Here is a 15,787-nt window from a genome sequence, read left to right on the forward strand (position 1 = left end):
CCGGTTTCAAACGCCGTGATTCAGTAAGCCGTTCGATTCAGCACTCGTGGCGCGACGGCTGGTTTGATTTGCGCCGGGCAAGTACGTTTCCAGTCTGGTGCCGGCTGCAACCAACTTTCGTAGGTCGCAGAGCCCACCGGTGACTGATCCTGCTGCCAGGGCCTGGACGAGGACGTTGCCCAGGGCTGTGGCTTCCACAGGTCCGGCGATGACGGGTTTGCCGGTGGCGTCGGCGGTGAGCTGGCAGAGCAGCTTGTTCTGGGAGCCGCCGCCTACGATGTGAACCTTTTTCACCGTGTGGCCGGAGAGGTTTCCGGCGGCGCTAATGGCTTTCGCGTAGCCGGCGGCGAGGCTGTCCATGATGCAGCGGGTGATGGCGGCAGGATCGTTGGGCAGTACGTCTCCGGTGCGTCGGACCGCACCCCGGATACGTTCGGGCATGTTGTCCGGAGCGATGAAGTAGGGGTCATCCGCGTTGATCTGCGGCCCGCCCGGAGGCAGGGCGGCCGCCGCGGTGAGCAGGGCGGGAAGCTCGGGCCGGAACCCTTCCTGCGCCCAGCTCCGCTGGCATTCGCTCAGCAGCCAGAGGCCGCCCATGTTGCGGAGGTAGCGGATGGTGCCGTCCACGCCGCGTTCGTTGGTGAAGTTCGCCTCGCGGCTGGCCTCGGTGAGGACCGGATGCTTGAGTTCGAGCCCCACCAGGGACCAGGTGCCGGAGGAGATGTAGGCAAAGTCCTCTTCCTGTGCCGGGACAGCGGCGACGGCCGAGGCGGTGTCGTGCGAGCCGACGGCCACCACCTTGGTGCCCTGGGGCAGTCCCACCTGCGAGGCGATGGTGGGCAGGAGGGTGCCGACGGTTTCGCCGGGCTGGACCAGCGGCGGAAACAGGTCCTTCCGCAGGCCCAGGGCGGTGAGGAATTCTGTTGCCCACTCCCCCGCCACGGCGTCGAAGAGCCCGGTGGTGGAGGCGTTGGTGGCCTCCGTCCGGCGCTGCCCGGTGAGGAGGAATGCGATTAGGTCCGGGATCAGGAGCGCCTGCACACCGTCCAGGTCCGGCTCGGCAGCGAGCTGGTAGATGGTGTTGAACTGCAGGAACTGCAGGCCCGTGGTCCCGTACAGGCGCGCGGGGTCCAGTTTCCGGTGGACGGGCTCGATGGCGGGGCGGCTGCGGTCGTCCCGGTAGCTGAACGGCTGGGCGGTCAGCTCGCCAGCGGCGTTGACCAGTCCGTAGTCCACGGCCCAGGTGTCGATGCCGATACTGGCCACCTGTTCGCCCTGCAAGGCGGCGGCGGTGGCCGCCGCCGAAAGTCCCGTGAGCACCTCTGTGAAGAGGGCGTTGAAGTCCCAGCGGAGGCCGCCGTTGATCTCCACCACTCCGTTCGGGAAGCGGTGCACCACTTCCAGCGCGACGCTGTTTCCGCCGCCGGTCCCGGCGACGGTTTCGTCGGCGGTGACCCGGCCCAGGATGACCCGGCCGGAGGAGGCGCCGATATCGACAGCGGCGAAAACACTGCCGGCGAAGACCTTGGAGGGCCCTGCGGAAACTGCCCCGGCCTGGGCCGGGGCAGTTTCGTTGGTGCGTTCGGTGCTCATCGGAGGAAGGCTGCGGCCACTCCGGCGTCCACGGGGATGTGCAGGCCGGTGGTGTGGGACAGTTCGTTGCTGGTGAGGACCGCGGCGGCGTTGGCCACGTGCTCGGGCAGGACTTCGCGCTTGAGCAGGGTCCGCTGGGCGTAGTACTCGCCCAGCTTTTCCTCGTCCACCCCGTACACGGCGGCGCGTTTGGCGCCCCAGCCGCCGGCGAAGATGCCGGAGCCGCGGACCACGCCGTCGGGGTTGATGCCGTTGACGCGGATGCCGTGCTCACCCAGTTCCGCGGCCAGCAGGCGCACCTGGTGCGCCTGGTCTGCCTTGGTGGCGGAGTAGGCGATGTTGTTCGGGCCGGCGAACACAGAGTTCTTCGAAGAGATGTAGATGATGTCCCCGCCCAGGCCCTGGGCGATCATGACCTTCGCCGCGGCCTTGGCCACCAGGAACGAGCCCTTGGCCATGACGTTGTGCTGCAGGTCCCAGTCCTTTTCGGTGGTTTCCAGCAGCGGCTTGGAGATGGACAGGCCGGCGTTGTTGACTACCAGGTCCACGCCGCCGAATGCCAGGACGGCGGCGTCGATGGCGGCCGCGACCTGGGTCTCGTCCGTGACGTCAGCCTGCACACCGATGGCAACATCCGGGCCGCCGAGCTCCGTGGCGACCTTTTCGGCGTTTTCCAGGTTCAGGTCAGCGATCACCACGCACGCGCCCTCGGCGGCGAGGCGGGTGGCGATGGCCTTGCCGATGCCGGACGCTGCGCCGGTGACCAGGGCGATGCGGGTGGCGTGGGACTTGGGCTTGGGCATGCGTGCCAGCTTGGCTTCCTCCAGTGCCCAGTACTCGATGCGGAACTTCTCGGATTCCTCGATCGGGGCGTAGGTGGAAATCGCCTCGGCCCCACGCATCACGTTGATCGCGTTGATGTAGAACTCCCCGGCAACCCGGGCGGTCTGCTTGTTCGCGCCGTAGGAGAACATGCCCACGCCCGGGATCAGCACGATGGCCGGGTCAGCGCCGCGCAGCGCCGGGGACTCAGCGTCTGCGTGGCGGTCGTAGTAGGCCTGGTAGTCCTCGCGGTAGGCAGTGTGGAGTTCAGTGAGCCGTGAGATCGAGTCCTCGACCGAAGCGTCGGCGGGCAGGTCCAGGATCAGCGGCTTGACCTTGGTGCGCAGGAAGTGGTCCGGGCAGGAGGTGCCCAGGGCGCCCAGGCGCGGGTGTTCTGCGACTTCGAGGAAGTCCAGGACGACGGCGTCATCGCTGAAGTGCCCCAGCTGCGGCTTGTCCGTGGAGGCCAGGCCGCGGATCACGGGTGCCAGGGCGGCGGCCTTGGCTTTCCGCTCTGCCTCCGGCAGGGCTGCGTAGCCGGGGAGCTTGCGTCCGAAGGGCTCGGCTTTGCCGTTGTCCTTGATGTACTTCTCGGCCTGCTCAATGATCCACAGCGAGTTCTGCTCGGCTTCTTCGGACGTGGCGCCCCAGGCGGTGATGCCGTGCCCGCCCAGGATGGTGCCGATGGCCTGCGGGTTGGCGTCCTTGATCGCGGCGATGTCCAGGCCAAGCTGGAAACCGGGCCGGCGCCAGGGAACCCAGAGGACCTTGTTGCCAAAGATCTTGGTGGTCAGCGCCTCGCCGTCCACCGCAGTCGCGATCGCGATGCCGGAATCCGGGTGCAGGTGGTCAACGTGCGCCGCGTCCACCAGGCCGTGCATGGCGGTGTCGATCGAGGGAGCCGCGCCGCCCTTGCCATGCAGACAGTAATCGAACGCAGCCACCATCTCGTCTTCACGCTCAACACCGGGGTAGACATTCTTCAGCGCGTTCAGCCGGTCCAGGCGCAGCACCGCGAGATTCTCCGCCTTCAGCGTGCCCAGGTCCCCGCCGGAACCCTTGACCCACAACAGCTGGACGTCCTCACCCGTCACCGGGTCCTTCTCGGTGCCCTTCGCGGAGGTGTTGCCGCCGGCGAAATTGGTGTTCCGCTTGTCCGCGCCCAGGCGGTTGGAACGCGAAATCAGGTCTTCAACAGTCTTATTCGTGCTCATGCTCTCAGGCGCCCCATCCGGCTTGCTGGCCGCCCACGCGGTCCTCGTTGATCTTCTTCTGGTAGCCGCTGGCCTTGTACGCGGCCATCGGGTCCGCGGGCAGGCCGCGGGATTCACGCCACTCGGCCAGGACCGGGCGGACATCGGTGTAGAAGGCATCGTTGAAGATGCCGTTGGCGGCCAGCACATCGCCGGTGCGCTGGGCTTCGGCCAGGGCTGCGGTGTCGATCAGCAGGGCGCGGGCGGTCATTTCCTGGACGTTCAGGACCGAGCGGATCTGGCCCGGGATTTTTTCCTCCAGGTTGTGGCACTGGTCAAGCATCAGCGCGACGCCGGAATCCTTGCCGTAGCCGCCGCCACGGATCACCTCAAACATGATACGGAACAGCTGGAACGGGTCCGCCGCGCCAACGATCAGGTCATCATCGGCGTAGAAGCGGGAGTTGAAGTCGAAGGAGCCGAGCTTGCCCAGGCGCAGCAGCTGCATCACGATGAACTCGATGTTGGTGCCCGGGGCGTGGTGGCCGGTGTCCAGGCAGACAAACGCCTTCTCGCCCAGCGCAAGGGTCTGGGCGTAGGAGGTACCCCAGTCCGGAACATCGGTGTGGTAGAAAGCCGGTTCGAAGAACTTGTACTCGAGCACCAGGCGCTGCTCATCCCCCAGGGCGGCGTAGATCTCCTGCAGGGACTCGGCCAGGCGGTCCTGGCGTCCGCGGATGTCGTCCTGGCCAGGGTAGTTCGTGCCGTCAGCGAGCCAGATCTTCAGGTCCTTTGACCCGGTGGCGTGCATGATCTCGATGCAGTCCAGGTGGTGCTCGATCGCCCGGCGGCGGACAGCCTCGTTGGAGGACGTCAGCGAACCGAACTTGTACTCATCATCCTGGAAGGTGTTGGAGTTGATGGTGCCCAGGCCCACGCCCAGACCCGCGGCGTATTCCTTCAAAGCGGCGTAGTCATCCACCTTGTCCCACGGAATGTGCAGCGCAACGGTGGGAGCCAGGCCGGTCAGCTCGTGGACCTTCGCCGCATCCGCAAGCTTCTCCTGCACGGTGCGCGGGGTGCCGGGCGTGCCGAACACCTTGAACCGCGTACCCGAATTTCCATAAGCCCACGAAGGGACCTCGATGGCAAGCTCCCCGAGCCTGCCCAGCGCCGTTGCTACGTCATTCATGATGGTGGTTCTTTCCGGTGTCTTGTCTTGCTGTGGTCTGGTTGGTGTTGCAGTGTCCGGTGTGGCCCCGCTGCTTGAGCGCACGGTGCCTGGCCTGCACTGTCAGCTTGCAGCGGATTCTGCCGCCTCGAACTGGCTGTCGAGGTTGAAGACTTCCTCGAGTACCTGGAACCCCTCGTCGGGCGCCTGGTCCGTGTCTTCGAAAAGCTTGGCCATTTCCGCCTGCCAGCGGGCGTTGACGTCCGCGAGGGCCATGCGCGCCCGGGCTGCGTCGAAGTCGTCGCATTCCAGGTAACCGTTCAGCAGCCCGTCCCCGCCGAGGAAAAGGGAGTAGTTGTTCCAGCCGGCGAGGTTCAGGTCCGAGTCTCCATTTTCACGGTTTGAATCAATTCATCGCTACCACTTAAATTCCATGGCCTTGAACTAACGGGCCACGGCTTGGGTCCGGGCCATCTGGTTATCAAATGGCAATGCCTCCTCGCCCTTTCATCATCGGGCTACTGAATCGATTAAGTAAGTTAGCAGTAACTTCTTGCATTGACAAGGGCCGGCACTCGTGAAGAACGTCTGCCATGCGGGGCAGCTTCCTCTGCCTTGGCTTCTCTGGTGAGCCGATCCGGCGGGCTGGGTCCCTAGGATGCCGTTGACTTCGCGAAGCCACGGTGACTATGGTGACCGAACGAGAATGGATTCGATTCAGTGAATCGAATCACCCGCTTGGCGGCGAGCAGATCAAGGAAGATTGCATGCGCAAATTATCGAAGACGCGAGGCGGAGCGGATCAGATTCGTCCACCGGCAAAGCGAGGGCTACTACGGGTCGGTGGCATTGTCGCCGCCGCTCTCGTTGCGGTCACCGGTGGAGGGCTGCCGGCTTCCCCCGCCCAGGCCGCCGGTGGCTACACCATGCAGACGCTTCACTTCAAGGTGGCGGTGGGCCCGGACGGCGGAACTGAGTGCGACATCGTAGGGGACCTTTACCTGCCCGTGGAAGCGAGCCCTGTTGAACGTGTGCCGGCTTTGCTGACGACGCATGGATGGGGTGCGACGAAGGATGAGCCCGCTGGCTTGGCTAAGGGATTTGCTGAGCGGGGATACGCGGTGCTCAGCTACTCAGGGCTCGGCTTCGGAGGCTCAAGTTGTAATGTCACCATCGATGACCGCGAGTACGACGGAAAAGCGGCGAGCCAACTGATCAGCTTCCTCGGGGGCGCTGAGGGCATCGCCTACACGGACGCGACGCACAGTACCGCAGTGCCACCGCTGGACGTGATCGTGCGGGACAAGAAGGATCACGACGGGATCGCGCGGGCGAATGACCCCCGGGTCGGTATGTTCGGAGGTTCCTATGGAGGCGGCATCCAATTTGCCGCGGCAAGTGTTGACCACCGGCTCGACACGATCATCCCCATGGTCACGTGGAATGATTTCAGCCAGGCGCTTGCACCCAATGACGGAACGCAGTCGTCCGTAACGGGAAGTACGCCAGGCGTGGCAAAAACCGTTTGGCTCAGTGCTCTCCTCGCCCTCCAGGCGAAGGCGTGGGCCACGAATCCCATCGATCCCCAGACCTTGGAGGGCTGTCCCGGATTGGAGGACTACTTCTGCCAAGCCGTCCTCTCAGGATTGACCACCGGACATTTCACGCCCCAACAGATTGATGAGCTACGGAAGGATTCGGTCGCGACCTACATCGGCACGATCAAGGTGCCGGTGCTGCTCAGCCACGGGCAACGGGACACTCCGTTCCACCTTAACCAGGCTGTCGCTACCTATGAGGCTCTCAAGCAGCAGGGGACCCCCGTCAAGATGATCTGGCATGAATGGGGCCACGACTCGGGAGCCGTTCCGGGTGAACTGAATTATGAAAACCCGGACTTCGCTAACGAGTATTTGCCGCAGCGGTACCTGAACTGGTTTGACTACTACCTCAAGGGAAAGCAGGTGAGCACGGGAGCCGGGTTCGAGTACTTCCGGGACTGGGTCAGCTATACCGGCTCGGCCGAGCCGGCCTATGTCCGCGCACCGTCCTACCCCGTGGTTAGCTCGACCAAGAAGCTGTACCTGTCCGGAGCGGGAGATCTGGTCGAGTCGCCCATTGGGGTCGCCCCGGGAGTCCAAGCACTGGTCACACCCGGAGCGGGCTTGCCGACATCAATCGAGCCGATCCACGCGCTTGCGCCGCTGTACCCCATTTCGCCGACGCCCGACGTTGACGCTCCGGGGACCGCCGTCGCCTGGTCCTCGGCACAATTGGACCGCCCAGTGGACGTGGTGGGTATCCCCCGCGCCGCCCTGAAGGTTGACGCTCCGTCAGCTCTACTCACCCAGGGTACCGGGCCGGACGGTCAGCTTGTGCTGTTCGTCAAGCTCATGGACGTCGCACCGGACGGCTCCGCCACCCTCATCAACGGTCTAGTCAGTCCTGTGCGGATCGCGAATGTTGCCGAGCCCGTCGAGGTGACTTTGCCAGGGATGGTGCATCGGTTCGCGCCAGGACATCAGATCCGGCTCGTCGTCGCGGGCGGATCCGTGAACTATCGGGGCGGTCTCCTGCCCACGCCCGTGACCGTTTCGTCCGGCATCACACAGACGCTGACGCTTCCCGTCGTGCCATAACTGGCTTCGGCAAGGAACCGCGCTGACCCTGCTCGTGCACCTGTCGCCGGGAAGCCTGGACGGGGTCCCTGGGGCCTGCCTACTCATGCAAGCCGAGTAGGCAGGCCCTTGCCCAGCTCCGCCTGCAGCTCCGGTGAAGAACGAGCATCCCTTTATATCCGTCCTCATCCTTTGGTCCCAGTGGGATGCAGTACGAAGAATGCCATCATTGGCTAGATCAGGCTTCCTCGCCGTTGCAAGAGGAAGCGAGGGTCAGTGGCAGGTTGGTCCTGATGACTAGGTCGATTCAGCCTGTGCGGGTGGGAGCTGCTAGTGGAGCGCCAGCTATCCGGGCGATGTGCTGGCGCGCTGTGGCTTGATCCGTGAATGCGTTGTAGTTCAAGACCAAGATCGAAAGAGCAGCTAACGCGCCTGTCACTGAGAGGCCGCGCTCTACGTCCATCGGAGCAGGCGGCGTCGGCAAATCGAACATCTGAAAAAGCGCATCACCGATGGGGCGGAGCATGACATCAAGTGCCTCGTCATGAAGGGTCGTCACACTCGCTACGACGAGGGAAATGAAGCCCGGCCGCGCCAGCCCGATATTAGTCAAAGCTTCAACGGCGAGGCGATCGCGTTCTGAGCCCGTCTCTGCCGTTTTGGCGACGGCCAGCGCCTGCTGACCAAGGGACACGCAGTGTTCGATTACGAGCGAGATCAAAAGATCCTTGGTTCCAAAGCGGGCAAACATTGCAGCTTTCGAATATCCAGTTGCTGCGGCCAGGGTTTGCATTGACGTGCCCCTAATCCCGTGACTGGCGAGGAGGCCGGCGGCCACATCAAGAATTTCCTCATGGGTCTCGTCTTTCGACTTCCGGATCGCGCGCATATTGGAATTTTACTGCACTGATCGGTTCGGTCTACAATTGACCGTATCGGTCAAGCTTACGCTTGTATCCTGCCCACGAAAGAGACGACGATGGTCGGAGAAATGACACCAGGAAGTACTAAGGCAGCCCAGCGTTCACCTGGGGAACGGAAAACCGCGACAAGGCTTGCCTGGCTGGCAGTCTTGTCGATGACGATACTGCTGGCCACGACCCTCGCAGTGACGGGCCTGGCCTCCCTGTTGCCGGGGCTGGGACTGCTCAGCATGGCCGCTGCCCTACTGGCTCCGACGGTCGCTCCGGTACTGGCGGTGCTCAGCCTGGCGCTAGTGGTCATCGGCCTCTTTGCGCTGCAAGGTGGCATGCGGCGCAGCGGAACAGCTGCTATCGTCCTCGGCGGCATTGGCACTATTGCGCACGCCGTGGTTACCGCAAGCCTAGTCGTCGCAGTCGTCACAGCCGGCGGCTCGGTCAACCTTCTCACGGCCACATTCGGGCTTTCTGCGATGGGGGCCGCTAAGCCGGATAGGACAGAGGCTTTTGATGCGACCAGTTCCGGGGAGCAGCTCTCCCTGTCAATCTACGAGCCCAATGGGGCGACTGGTTCTGCCCCTACAATCATGTTCGTTCATGGGGGCGGCTGGATCTCCGGAGAGCCGGACACGCTCAGCACCGAACTCCGCAGCCTCGCCGACGACGGCTATCTCGTCGTTTCGGTTGAATACGAACTCGCCACGCAGGCCAACCCGACATGGCAAAGCGCGCCGGCACAAGTTGCCTGCGCCGCGAGCTGGATAAGGGAACACGCCGACTCCATCGGAGCAGACCTGAACCGACTCGCGTTCTGGGGGGAGAGCGCTGGCGGCAACCTGGTCATCAATACCGCAGGCGCCGCGGCGCAAGGCATTGCCGTTTCCTCGTGCGGCGGCACGGTCCCCGTTCCCGCAGCGGTCGTAACCGACTTCCCTGCCGTAAACGTTACAAGCGTCTTTGACAACCCCTTTGACGTGGCAGGCATCAGCACCAGAAATTTCGCCACGAGTTTCACCGGCGGGTCCCCGGCACAGTACCCCGACCGTTACTCTGCTGCCAACTCCGCGACTTACCTCAGCGCCAAGACGCCGAAGACGCTAGTGATGACCCCCACCCGGGACGATCTCATCATCCCTGAAGACCAGTACGACTGGGCAGAATCGGCACGTGAACTGGGTGTCAGTGTGGAGGTAGTCGAAATCCCCTTCGCAAACCACGCCTACCCCCAGTTTGCAAAGAACTCCCTTGGGAGCCAAGGGCATCTCAGCATCGCCAAGGCCTACCTCGCCAAACAGCTCAAATAGCTCACCACTACCGGAGTCCACCTTGGCTGGAGTTCTTCGGTTCACAGATCCCAACCGGCAGCGGCTGCACCCTTGTGTGGCCGCTGCCGTTCCGCCGAGGGCAACTGTTCGAGGTCAACCCGCCAGGAAACGAAGAGCCCATCGATATGTACAGCTCCAAGGAGTGGCCGCAAGTATCTAGCAGTAATCGTTTGCTGACTTAATGCCACCCCCCACCCCGTTGTTGACGGTCATTCATCTGGACCTACTGCCTCTCCTACTCCGATACCTGCCGAGCTTGCGCTGCTAAGAAATGTCCCTTGACGACCAGCTAGTTATCTGCTTCACTGATTCGAGTCACTGATACGAATCAGTATCCACGTCGAAGAGGACATCATGTCACAAACAACCGCTCGTAAAGCGCCTCACATTTGGTACATCGCCATTGTGTGCGGCATGGCATCGTACTTGGATGCCGCTGCTCTCGTCTCAAGTGGTCTGGCCCTGGTGATCTACCAGCAAACAATTGGCATCACGGCGGATCAGATTGGGCTTTTGACCGCGCTTTTGACCTTCTTTGCGGCAGCCGGTGCAGCTACCGGGGGCCGCTTGGGAGACCGTTTTGGCCGCCGGCCGGTTTTCACAATCACCATGCTTTTTGTTATCGCCGGCGCTTCGCTGATGGCTTTCACCGATTCATTTGCTCTGTTGATCGCCGGGATCATCGTCCTCGGCTTTGGTGTGGGGGCGGATCTTCCCGTGGCCCTCGCTACCGTCTCGGAGGCATCTGCCAACGAGAATCGCGGGGGCACCGTCGTCCTTTCCCACGTGCTCTGGACTGTCGGCATCCTCGCGGCCTTGGCGATCTCGGTGGCGGTCGGTGGCATCGGCCGGATGGGTGCAACGATCCTGTTCGGCCAGGTAGCCGTGATCGGCCTAATCGTCCTCCTGCTGCGGCTGCGGATTCCCGAGTCAGATTTGTGGCTCAAGGCCCGGACCGAGCGGGCACAGGGCATCACTACGATCCGCGCCGACAGGGTCAAGTTCAAGGATCTCTTGCGCACCCCGTATGCCCTGCCGCTCGTGGTTCTGGGCGTTTCATACTCGCTGTTGGCTCTTGGGGCGAGCACCTTCGGGGGATTCGGTGCTTTTATCGCGGTGAACCTGGCGAACGTTGACGTGCCGACCTTCTCCCTCGTAGCCCTGGGGCTCACTGTCCTCAGCATCGGCGCAACCGTCTGGTTCATGAAGGCTGTTGACACCCGCTGGCGGATGACCTTCTTCGCTGTTGGTGCAGTCATGATCGTGGCAGGATACGGCGTCATTGCGGCGTTCGGCTTCAGCCTCATCACATTGGCGATCGGCATGTTCCTCAGCAACATCGGGATGTGCTTTGCCTTCGAGACCATTATCAAAGTCTGGATGCAGGAGTCGTTCCCAACCTTGCTGCGGACAAGCGCCCAGGGCACGATTATGGCGTTCGCCCGGTTGCTTCCCGTCCCCGTCCAGGCGGTGACACCGGCGCTGCTGCTGGCGAACGGACACCTGTTCTTTGCCGGTCTCGCCTTGGCGGCCGCAATTGCAGGGGCGCTGCTGTGGTTTACTTTCCGCAATAGGGCACGCAACCAGTTCGAGGTGGAAACGCAGAACGATCCGGAAGTTGCCGTGGCTGCTGCACCGCGCTGAACGGATCCACCTTTCACCTACGCACGAACCGTCATTGGTGCTGCAATAGGGCTGGGCGGGCGTCTTCGACGCCCGCCCAGCCCTATTTAAGGCGACACCTGCAGGCGGCCTCCTGTTTCGCGGGGACCGTTCGTCCAGACTGGTGCAGCAGCAAGGGGAAGACTAGAACGCAGGACTCCCGGCCAACTCAACCCCCGGCAGCCGCGGGTCTGCGGCCCCCGAGTCAGCCTCCCGTCCGGAGAAGAGTGCCGCAGGTCGGCGGCTCGGCGGCGGGACCACGGGAGGGGACTCTCCGCAGCAGCTGAGCATGTCTCTCGTCGCCTTTGGAGCGGTAACGGCGCCCGGATCGCCTGGCGAGAAGGGGAAGTTAAGCGCTTCGGTTTATGGGTGACCCTTCCCTCTGCAGGTGCTCGGACGGTCGGCGGCACCACCCATCGGCAGGGCGGTTCTATGCGAATGAGGTCCGCAGGTTTCGGCAGGATCCTGTGGCCAGCCCCTGGGTCTTGACGGAGGTGGACGCTCCGGCTCAATCGGGGGTCAGGTTAAGGGAAGTCCGCGCTTCTCAACGCCACCATAGCGAACAGCCGTGACGGGGCACTGTAGGAGCTGAGCCCTCAGCCGGTGCGTTGGGCCCAGCAGCCGTGCATCTACTACTTGCTGCGGATGCTGGTGATGGCTAATGCCGCAGGTAGGGCGGCTGGGATAAGAGCATGAAGCCGAAACAGATTCCCTTAACAAAAAGGGTTCCTGGATCTCGTGGTGAGATCCAAGAACCCGAGCCATTTAGCAAGGCTGGCTCAGCCTATGACTATGAACTTACGGGGCGTGTGGCTGCCCGCGCCTTCAGCTCAGAGCAAACATTGCCCGGCGACTGGGGCACCCGAAAGAACGTCCTTGAGCCACTGAGCAGCTACTGCCTCCGCCGAGTTGTCGGCGGTGACGTGTTCACCAGGGTACATATCTAGCCGTGTTGTCACGCCGCGGGCACACCAGCTCTTATGCAGGTCAATGCCTTGGGTGACGGGGACGACCTCATCAGCCAGTCCGTGGTACTGCAACACGGGCACCCTGGGCGCTGTTTGCCGTTGGAGCTGGTTCTGGTCTAGGACTGTTGTGACGCTGGGCTGTTGCAGGAATTGTGTAAGGGACAGGCCTGGCTTGAAGTAGCTGTCCAGGTTTCGAAGAGCGAAGGCGGGGAGCATGTCATCCCGGCATAGTTGCTTAATGCTGGCCACTGCGGCGAGTCCCTCCTCGTTCAGCGACTGGGTCAGGGGCACTTCTGCCGGGTACGCCTGCTCCAAGCCAACCAGGGCCGCTAACGCGAATGACGCACCGGCGCCGCCATTGAGGAACTGGATGAGCGCGTTGAGATCGGAAGGGATTCCGCCTGAAGCATCTGCCAGCACTTTCAGTTCGGGCGCGTATGTTGGCTGGACGGAGGTAGCCCAGCCTGAAGCGCGGCCACCCTGGGAGTAGCCCCAGATGACGAAGGGTGTTTCCGGCGTAATTCCTGATTCCGGAAGTTGTCGGGCGGTACGGGCAGCGTCGAGGGCGGCGTAGGCCATATCCTGGCCAACCAGGTAGCTTGGGGTGGCGTCCTTGGTGTAGCCGGCGTAGTCGGTGACGATGACTCCCCAGTTGTTCTGCAATGCCTTGGTGATCTTGCCGGCCTCGTTCAGTGTGCCCGCAACGATCTGCCGCGAAGGCGAGCAGTCTTGTCCCAGTCCCTGAGTTCCCACGGTGAGAATCACGAACGGTCGGGGTCCCCCGCCGGTCCAGCTGGTGGTTGGTGTCAGCACGGTGCCGGTTACGGGCACATCCTGTTGCCGTACGTTGCGTGAGTGGTACATCACGGTCCAGGCTTTCGCCGCAGGAGCCCCAAGGCCCAGTGCTGCGTTTGCCTCGGCGTACCGGATCAGTTTTCCGGGCGCTCCCTTCTGCAGGGGGCTGGGTGGACGGTAGAAGTCAAAATCTGCGGCAGGCGGGGCAGCTGCAGCCTTCTGGGGAGTTGGAGTCACGACGCCTCCGACGACGAGCAAGGCTGTCAGGAACGCGATCGGCCAGCGCAAAAGGTGCGCAGGCAGGGTCATTCTGGGTATCTTCATTGATTCTCCTTAGCGAACTGCTTTCCTTGTGGTGCTTTCATGTTTGGTGCCGGTCCCCGACGGCACGCCGGCGTCATAGCTGGGAGTGTGTCCTGTCGTTTCCTGCCATACCGGTGCCGTTGTTGTAAAAGTGTGGGTACCTCCTTGGATGGTTTGCGTGGGTGTTGACCGCAGGTCAATGTCGGCGCTCACGCCGTCCGGTACCGTGACGGTAAGTATCAGCTCCCCCTCCGGAGCCAGGTGCCATTCGCTTGCCACGATGCCGTGGGCAGTGGCGAGGGAGGTCTTGGCCCAGCTGATTCCGGGACCCGGCCGGGGTGCGAACAGGACCTTGGCGTAGCCGGGTTCGAGGGGCCGGATGCCGCCGACAACTTTGTGGAGCCAGTCGGCCACGGCGCCCAGGGCGTAGTGGTTGAAGCTGGTCATCTCACCTGGATTGATCGTTCCGTCGGGCAGCATCGAGTCCCAGCGTTCCCAGACGGTGGTTGCCCCCATGGCTACGGGGTAGAGCCAGGACGGGCACTGTTCTTCGAGGAGCAGCCGGTAGGCGTCCTCGATGTGCCCGGATTCGGAGAGCGCCCAGGTGATAAAGGGAGTTCCGGCAAATCCGGTGGACACCCGGTAGCCGTTCCTGGCGACGAGTTCGGCCAGGCGGTTCCCGGCAAATGCCCGCTTCTCCTCGTCGTCGAGGACCTCGAAGGCAAGTGCCAGGGCGTAGACGGTGGTGCAGTCGCTCAGGATGGTCCCGTCCGGGCCGATGTAATGGGCGTTGAACGCGGCACGGACGCGTCCGGCGAGGTCCCCGAAGTGGCGGGCATCATCGTCGTGGCCCAGGAGTGAGGCGGTTTGGGCTGTGATGCGAGCGGTGCGGTAGAGGCAGGCGGTGGCCACCACGCCCTTGTCGGCCTTTGAGTTCCACGGCTGGTCAGGGTCGGCATCCGGGTCCAGCCAGTCCCCGAACTGGAAGCCCTGGTCCCACAACCCGGTGTCGGAGAGCAGGCCCTCGACGCGCCGGGTGTGTTGTGCCATGGATTCGTATTGCCGTGCCAGTACGTCCTTGTCGCCGTAGGCTTCCCAGAGCGCCCAGGGGACCCAGACCGCGGCCTCGCTCCACAGCGCGGTGGATTCCGGGGCGGGAAATTCCTCTGGGTGCTCCTCATATTTGAGGATGTCCGGCACGGTGAAGGGCACCAGTCCATTAGCGGCTTTCTGCTCGGCCGCCAGGTCCTGGAGCCAGTCCTGCAGGAAGTCCTTGACGTCATACAGGTACGCGGCCGTGGGCGCGAAGACGGAGATGTCCCCGGTCCAGCCGAGCCGTTCATTGCGCTGCGGGCAGTCAGTGGGCAGGTCGAGGAAGTTGCCTTTCAGGCCCCAGACGATGTTCCGGTGCAGCTGGTTGACCGGCTCGCTGGAGCACTCGAAGTGTCCGGTGCGTTCCAGGGCTGAATGGACGACGACGGCCTCGAGGGCGTCCGCCGTCAAGTCACCGGGCCAGCCGGTCACCTCCGCGTAGCGGAAGCCGTGGAAGGTGAAGGTGGGTTCAAAGAAATCCTGGCCGCCGGAGAGGACGAGGGTGTCGGTGGCCTGTGCGGTGCGCAGTGGCCGGACGCCAAGTTCGCCGTGCTCGAGGACTTCTGCATGGCGAAGGGTAATGACATCCCCGCGTTGTCCCTGCACGCTGAAGCGGAGCCAGCCGACCAGGTTCTGGCCAAAATCCACGATGGTCCTGCCGCTGGGCGACGTGTGGATACTGACGGGTTTGGCCACGTCGTTCCGGACCACGGGCGGGCCGATCGGCTCCACGAGCCGAGACGTGTCGAACTCCAACGGATGGACTCCCGCCCAGGACCGCGCGTTGTAGCCGGGGCTTACCCATCCGCCATCAGCGCGGCGGGCGTCGATGGTTTGCCCGTTGTAGATGTCGTTCCGGGTGGTTGCCGAAGGGCCGGATTCCCACGACGAATCGGTGCTGACGGTCTGAACGAAGCCGTCCTCGAACTCGATGTCCAGCTGCCCGAAGAAGCCAAGCTCGTTCCCGTAAAACGCTGAATTGCCGTTCCAGGACAGGTTGCCCCGGTACCAGCCGTTCCCCAGTGCGGCGCCAACGGTGTTGGTCGGCTGCAGCAGTGCGGTCACGTCGTAGGTGCGGTACCGCAGCCGCCATTCGTACGCGCTCCAGCCCGGGCTCAGCACGTCATCCCCTACCCGCTGGCCGTTGAGGAAGGCTTCGAAGACGCCGAAGGATGTTGCGCGGAGGGTGGCCCTCTCCGTGGCTCCGTGACCGTCCGCCAGTGAGAACTGTTTGCGCAGCAGCGGTGCACCGTCGAAGTCCTCGTCGGGTCCGATCATCGTTGCGGACCAGGGCACTACTCTCATATGTCTTCTCTTCTGGGATA

The 15,787-nt window shown here is 63.3% G+C and carries 9 protein-coding genes and 1 pseudogene; 3 read left to right on the forward strand and 7 right to left on the reverse strand.

Features of this window, described 5'->3' with window-relative positions; all coding sequences use genetic code 11:
- Positions 1–6: 6 nt before the first annotated feature.
- The 4 genes and pseudogenes from AC3A4Z_RS12655 to AC3A4Z_RS12670 form a co-directional block, all read right to left on the reverse strand.
- Positions 7–1,593, reverse strand: a complete 1,587-nt coding sequence (locus AC3A4Z_RS12655) for a rhamnulokinase (RefSeq protein ID WP_498711860.1) — start codon at positions 1,591–1,593, stop codon at positions 7–9.
- Complete coding sequence (locus tag AC3A4Z_RS12660) at positions 1,590–3,629, reverse strand: bifunctional aldolase/short-chain dehydrogenase (protein WP_498711861.1); 2,040 nt, start codon at positions 3,627–3,629, stop codon at positions 1,590–1,592. Before AC3A4Z_RS12660 ends, AC3A4Z_RS12655 begins: the two co-directional genes overlap by 4 nt.
- 4 nt (positions 3,630–3,633) lie before the next feature.
- A complete protein-coding gene (rhaI, locus tag AC3A4Z_RS12665; RefSeq protein WP_498711862.1) occupies positions 3,634–4,800 on the reverse strand; it encodes an L-rhamnose isomerase in 1,167 nt (388 codons plus the stop codon).
- Between the two features lie 102 nt (positions 4,801–4,902).
- Positions 4,903–5,148 (reverse strand): annotated as a pseudogene (locus AC3A4Z_RS12670) (L-rhamnose mutarotase); the annotation flags it as partial.
- A 320-nt stretch (positions 5,149–5,468) separates the two neighbouring features.
- Here AC3A4Z_RS12670 and AC3A4Z_RS12675 point away from each other — a divergent pair.
- Positions 5,469–7,418: a CocE/NonD family hydrolase gene (locus AC3A4Z_RS12675; protein WP_498711863.1), complete on the forward strand. Its 1,950-nt coding sequence runs from the start codon at positions 5,469–5,471 to the stop codon at positions 7,416–7,418.
- A gap of 286 nt (positions 7,419–7,704) precedes the next feature.
- Here AC3A4Z_RS12675 and AC3A4Z_RS12680 read toward each other — a convergent pair whose 3' ends face one another.
- On the reverse strand, positions 7,705–8,286 hold the full coding sequence (locus AC3A4Z_RS12680; RefSeq protein ID WP_498711864.1) for a TetR/AcrR family transcriptional regulator: 582 nt from the start codon (positions 8,284–8,286) through the stop codon (positions 7,705–7,707).
- Positions 8,287–8,475: 189 nt separating this feature from the next.
- Between AC3A4Z_RS12680 and AC3A4Z_RS12685 the strand changes: the two genes are divergently transcribed.
- Positions 8,476–9,621, forward strand: a complete 1,146-nt coding sequence (locus tag AC3A4Z_RS12685; RefSeq protein WP_498711865.1) for an alpha/beta hydrolase — start codon at positions 8,476–8,478, stop codon at positions 9,619–9,621.
- 375 nt (positions 9,622–9,996) lie between these two features.
- Entirely contained in the window at positions 9,997–11,286 is a 1,290-nt protein-coding gene (locus AC3A4Z_RS12690; protein WP_498711866.1) for an MFS transporter, read from the forward strand.
- A gap of 848 nt (positions 11,287–12,134) precedes the next feature.
- Here the strand turns inward: AC3A4Z_RS12690 and AC3A4Z_RS12695 are convergent.
- Together AC3A4Z_RS12695 and AC3A4Z_RS12700 are read right to left on the reverse strand one after the other, a co-directional pair.
- On the reverse strand, positions 12,135–13,391 hold the full coding sequence (locus tag AC3A4Z_RS12695) for a lipase family protein (protein WP_498711867.1): 1,257 nt from the start codon (positions 13,389–13,391) through the stop codon (positions 12,135–12,137).
- A 9-nt stretch (positions 13,392–13,400) separates the two neighbouring features.
- Positions 13,401–15,767: an alpha-L-rhamnosidase gene (locus tag AC3A4Z_RS12700; protein ID WP_498711868.1), complete on the reverse strand. Its 2,367-nt coding sequence runs from the start codon at positions 15,765–15,767 to the stop codon at positions 13,401–13,403.
- Positions 15,768–15,787 lie beyond the last annotated feature (20 nt).

The organism is Arthrobacter sp. Soil_C_49 (genome assembly GCF_057656635.1).

What these genes read in the sequence shown, in the direction of transcription:
- AC3A4Z_RS12660 (WP_498711861.1), bottom strand. Translation starts at nt 3,629, where the DNA reads ATGAGCACGAATAAGACTGTTGAAGACCTGATTTCGCGTTCCAACCGC.
- AC3A4Z_RS12655 (WP_498711860.1), bottom strand. Translation starts at nt 1,593, where the DNA reads ATGAGCACCGAACGCACCAACGAAACTGCCCCGGCCCAGGCCGGGGCA.
- AC3A4Z_RS12675 (WP_498711863.1), top strand. Translation starts at nt 5,469, where the DNA reads ATGGTGACCGAACGAGAATGGATTCGATTCAGTGAATCGAATCACCCG.
- rhaI (WP_498711862.1), bottom strand. Translation starts at nt 4,800, where the DNA reads ATGAATGACGTAGCAACGGCGCTGGGCAGGCTCGGGGAGCTTGCCATC.
- AC3A4Z_RS12685 (WP_498711865.1), top strand. Translation starts at nt 8,476, where the DNA reads ATGACGATACTGCTGGCCACGACCCTCGCAGTGACGGGCCTGGCCTCC.
- AC3A4Z_RS12690 (WP_498711866.1), top strand. Translation starts at nt 9,997, where the DNA reads ATGTCACAAACAACCGCTCGTAAAGCGCCTCACATTTGGTACATCGCC.
- AC3A4Z_RS12680 (WP_498711864.1), bottom strand. Translation starts at nt 8,286, where the DNA reads ATGCGCGCGATCCGGAAGTCGAAAGACGAGACCCATGAGGAAATTCTT.
- AC3A4Z_RS12700 (WP_498711868.1), bottom strand. Translation starts at nt 15,767, where the DNA reads ATGAGAGTAGTGCCCTGGTCCGCAACGATGATCGGACCCGACGAGGAC.
- AC3A4Z_RS12695 (WP_498711867.1), bottom strand. Translation starts at nt 13,391, where the DNA reads ATGAAGATACCCAGAATGACCCTGCCTGCGCACCTTTTGCGCTGGCCG.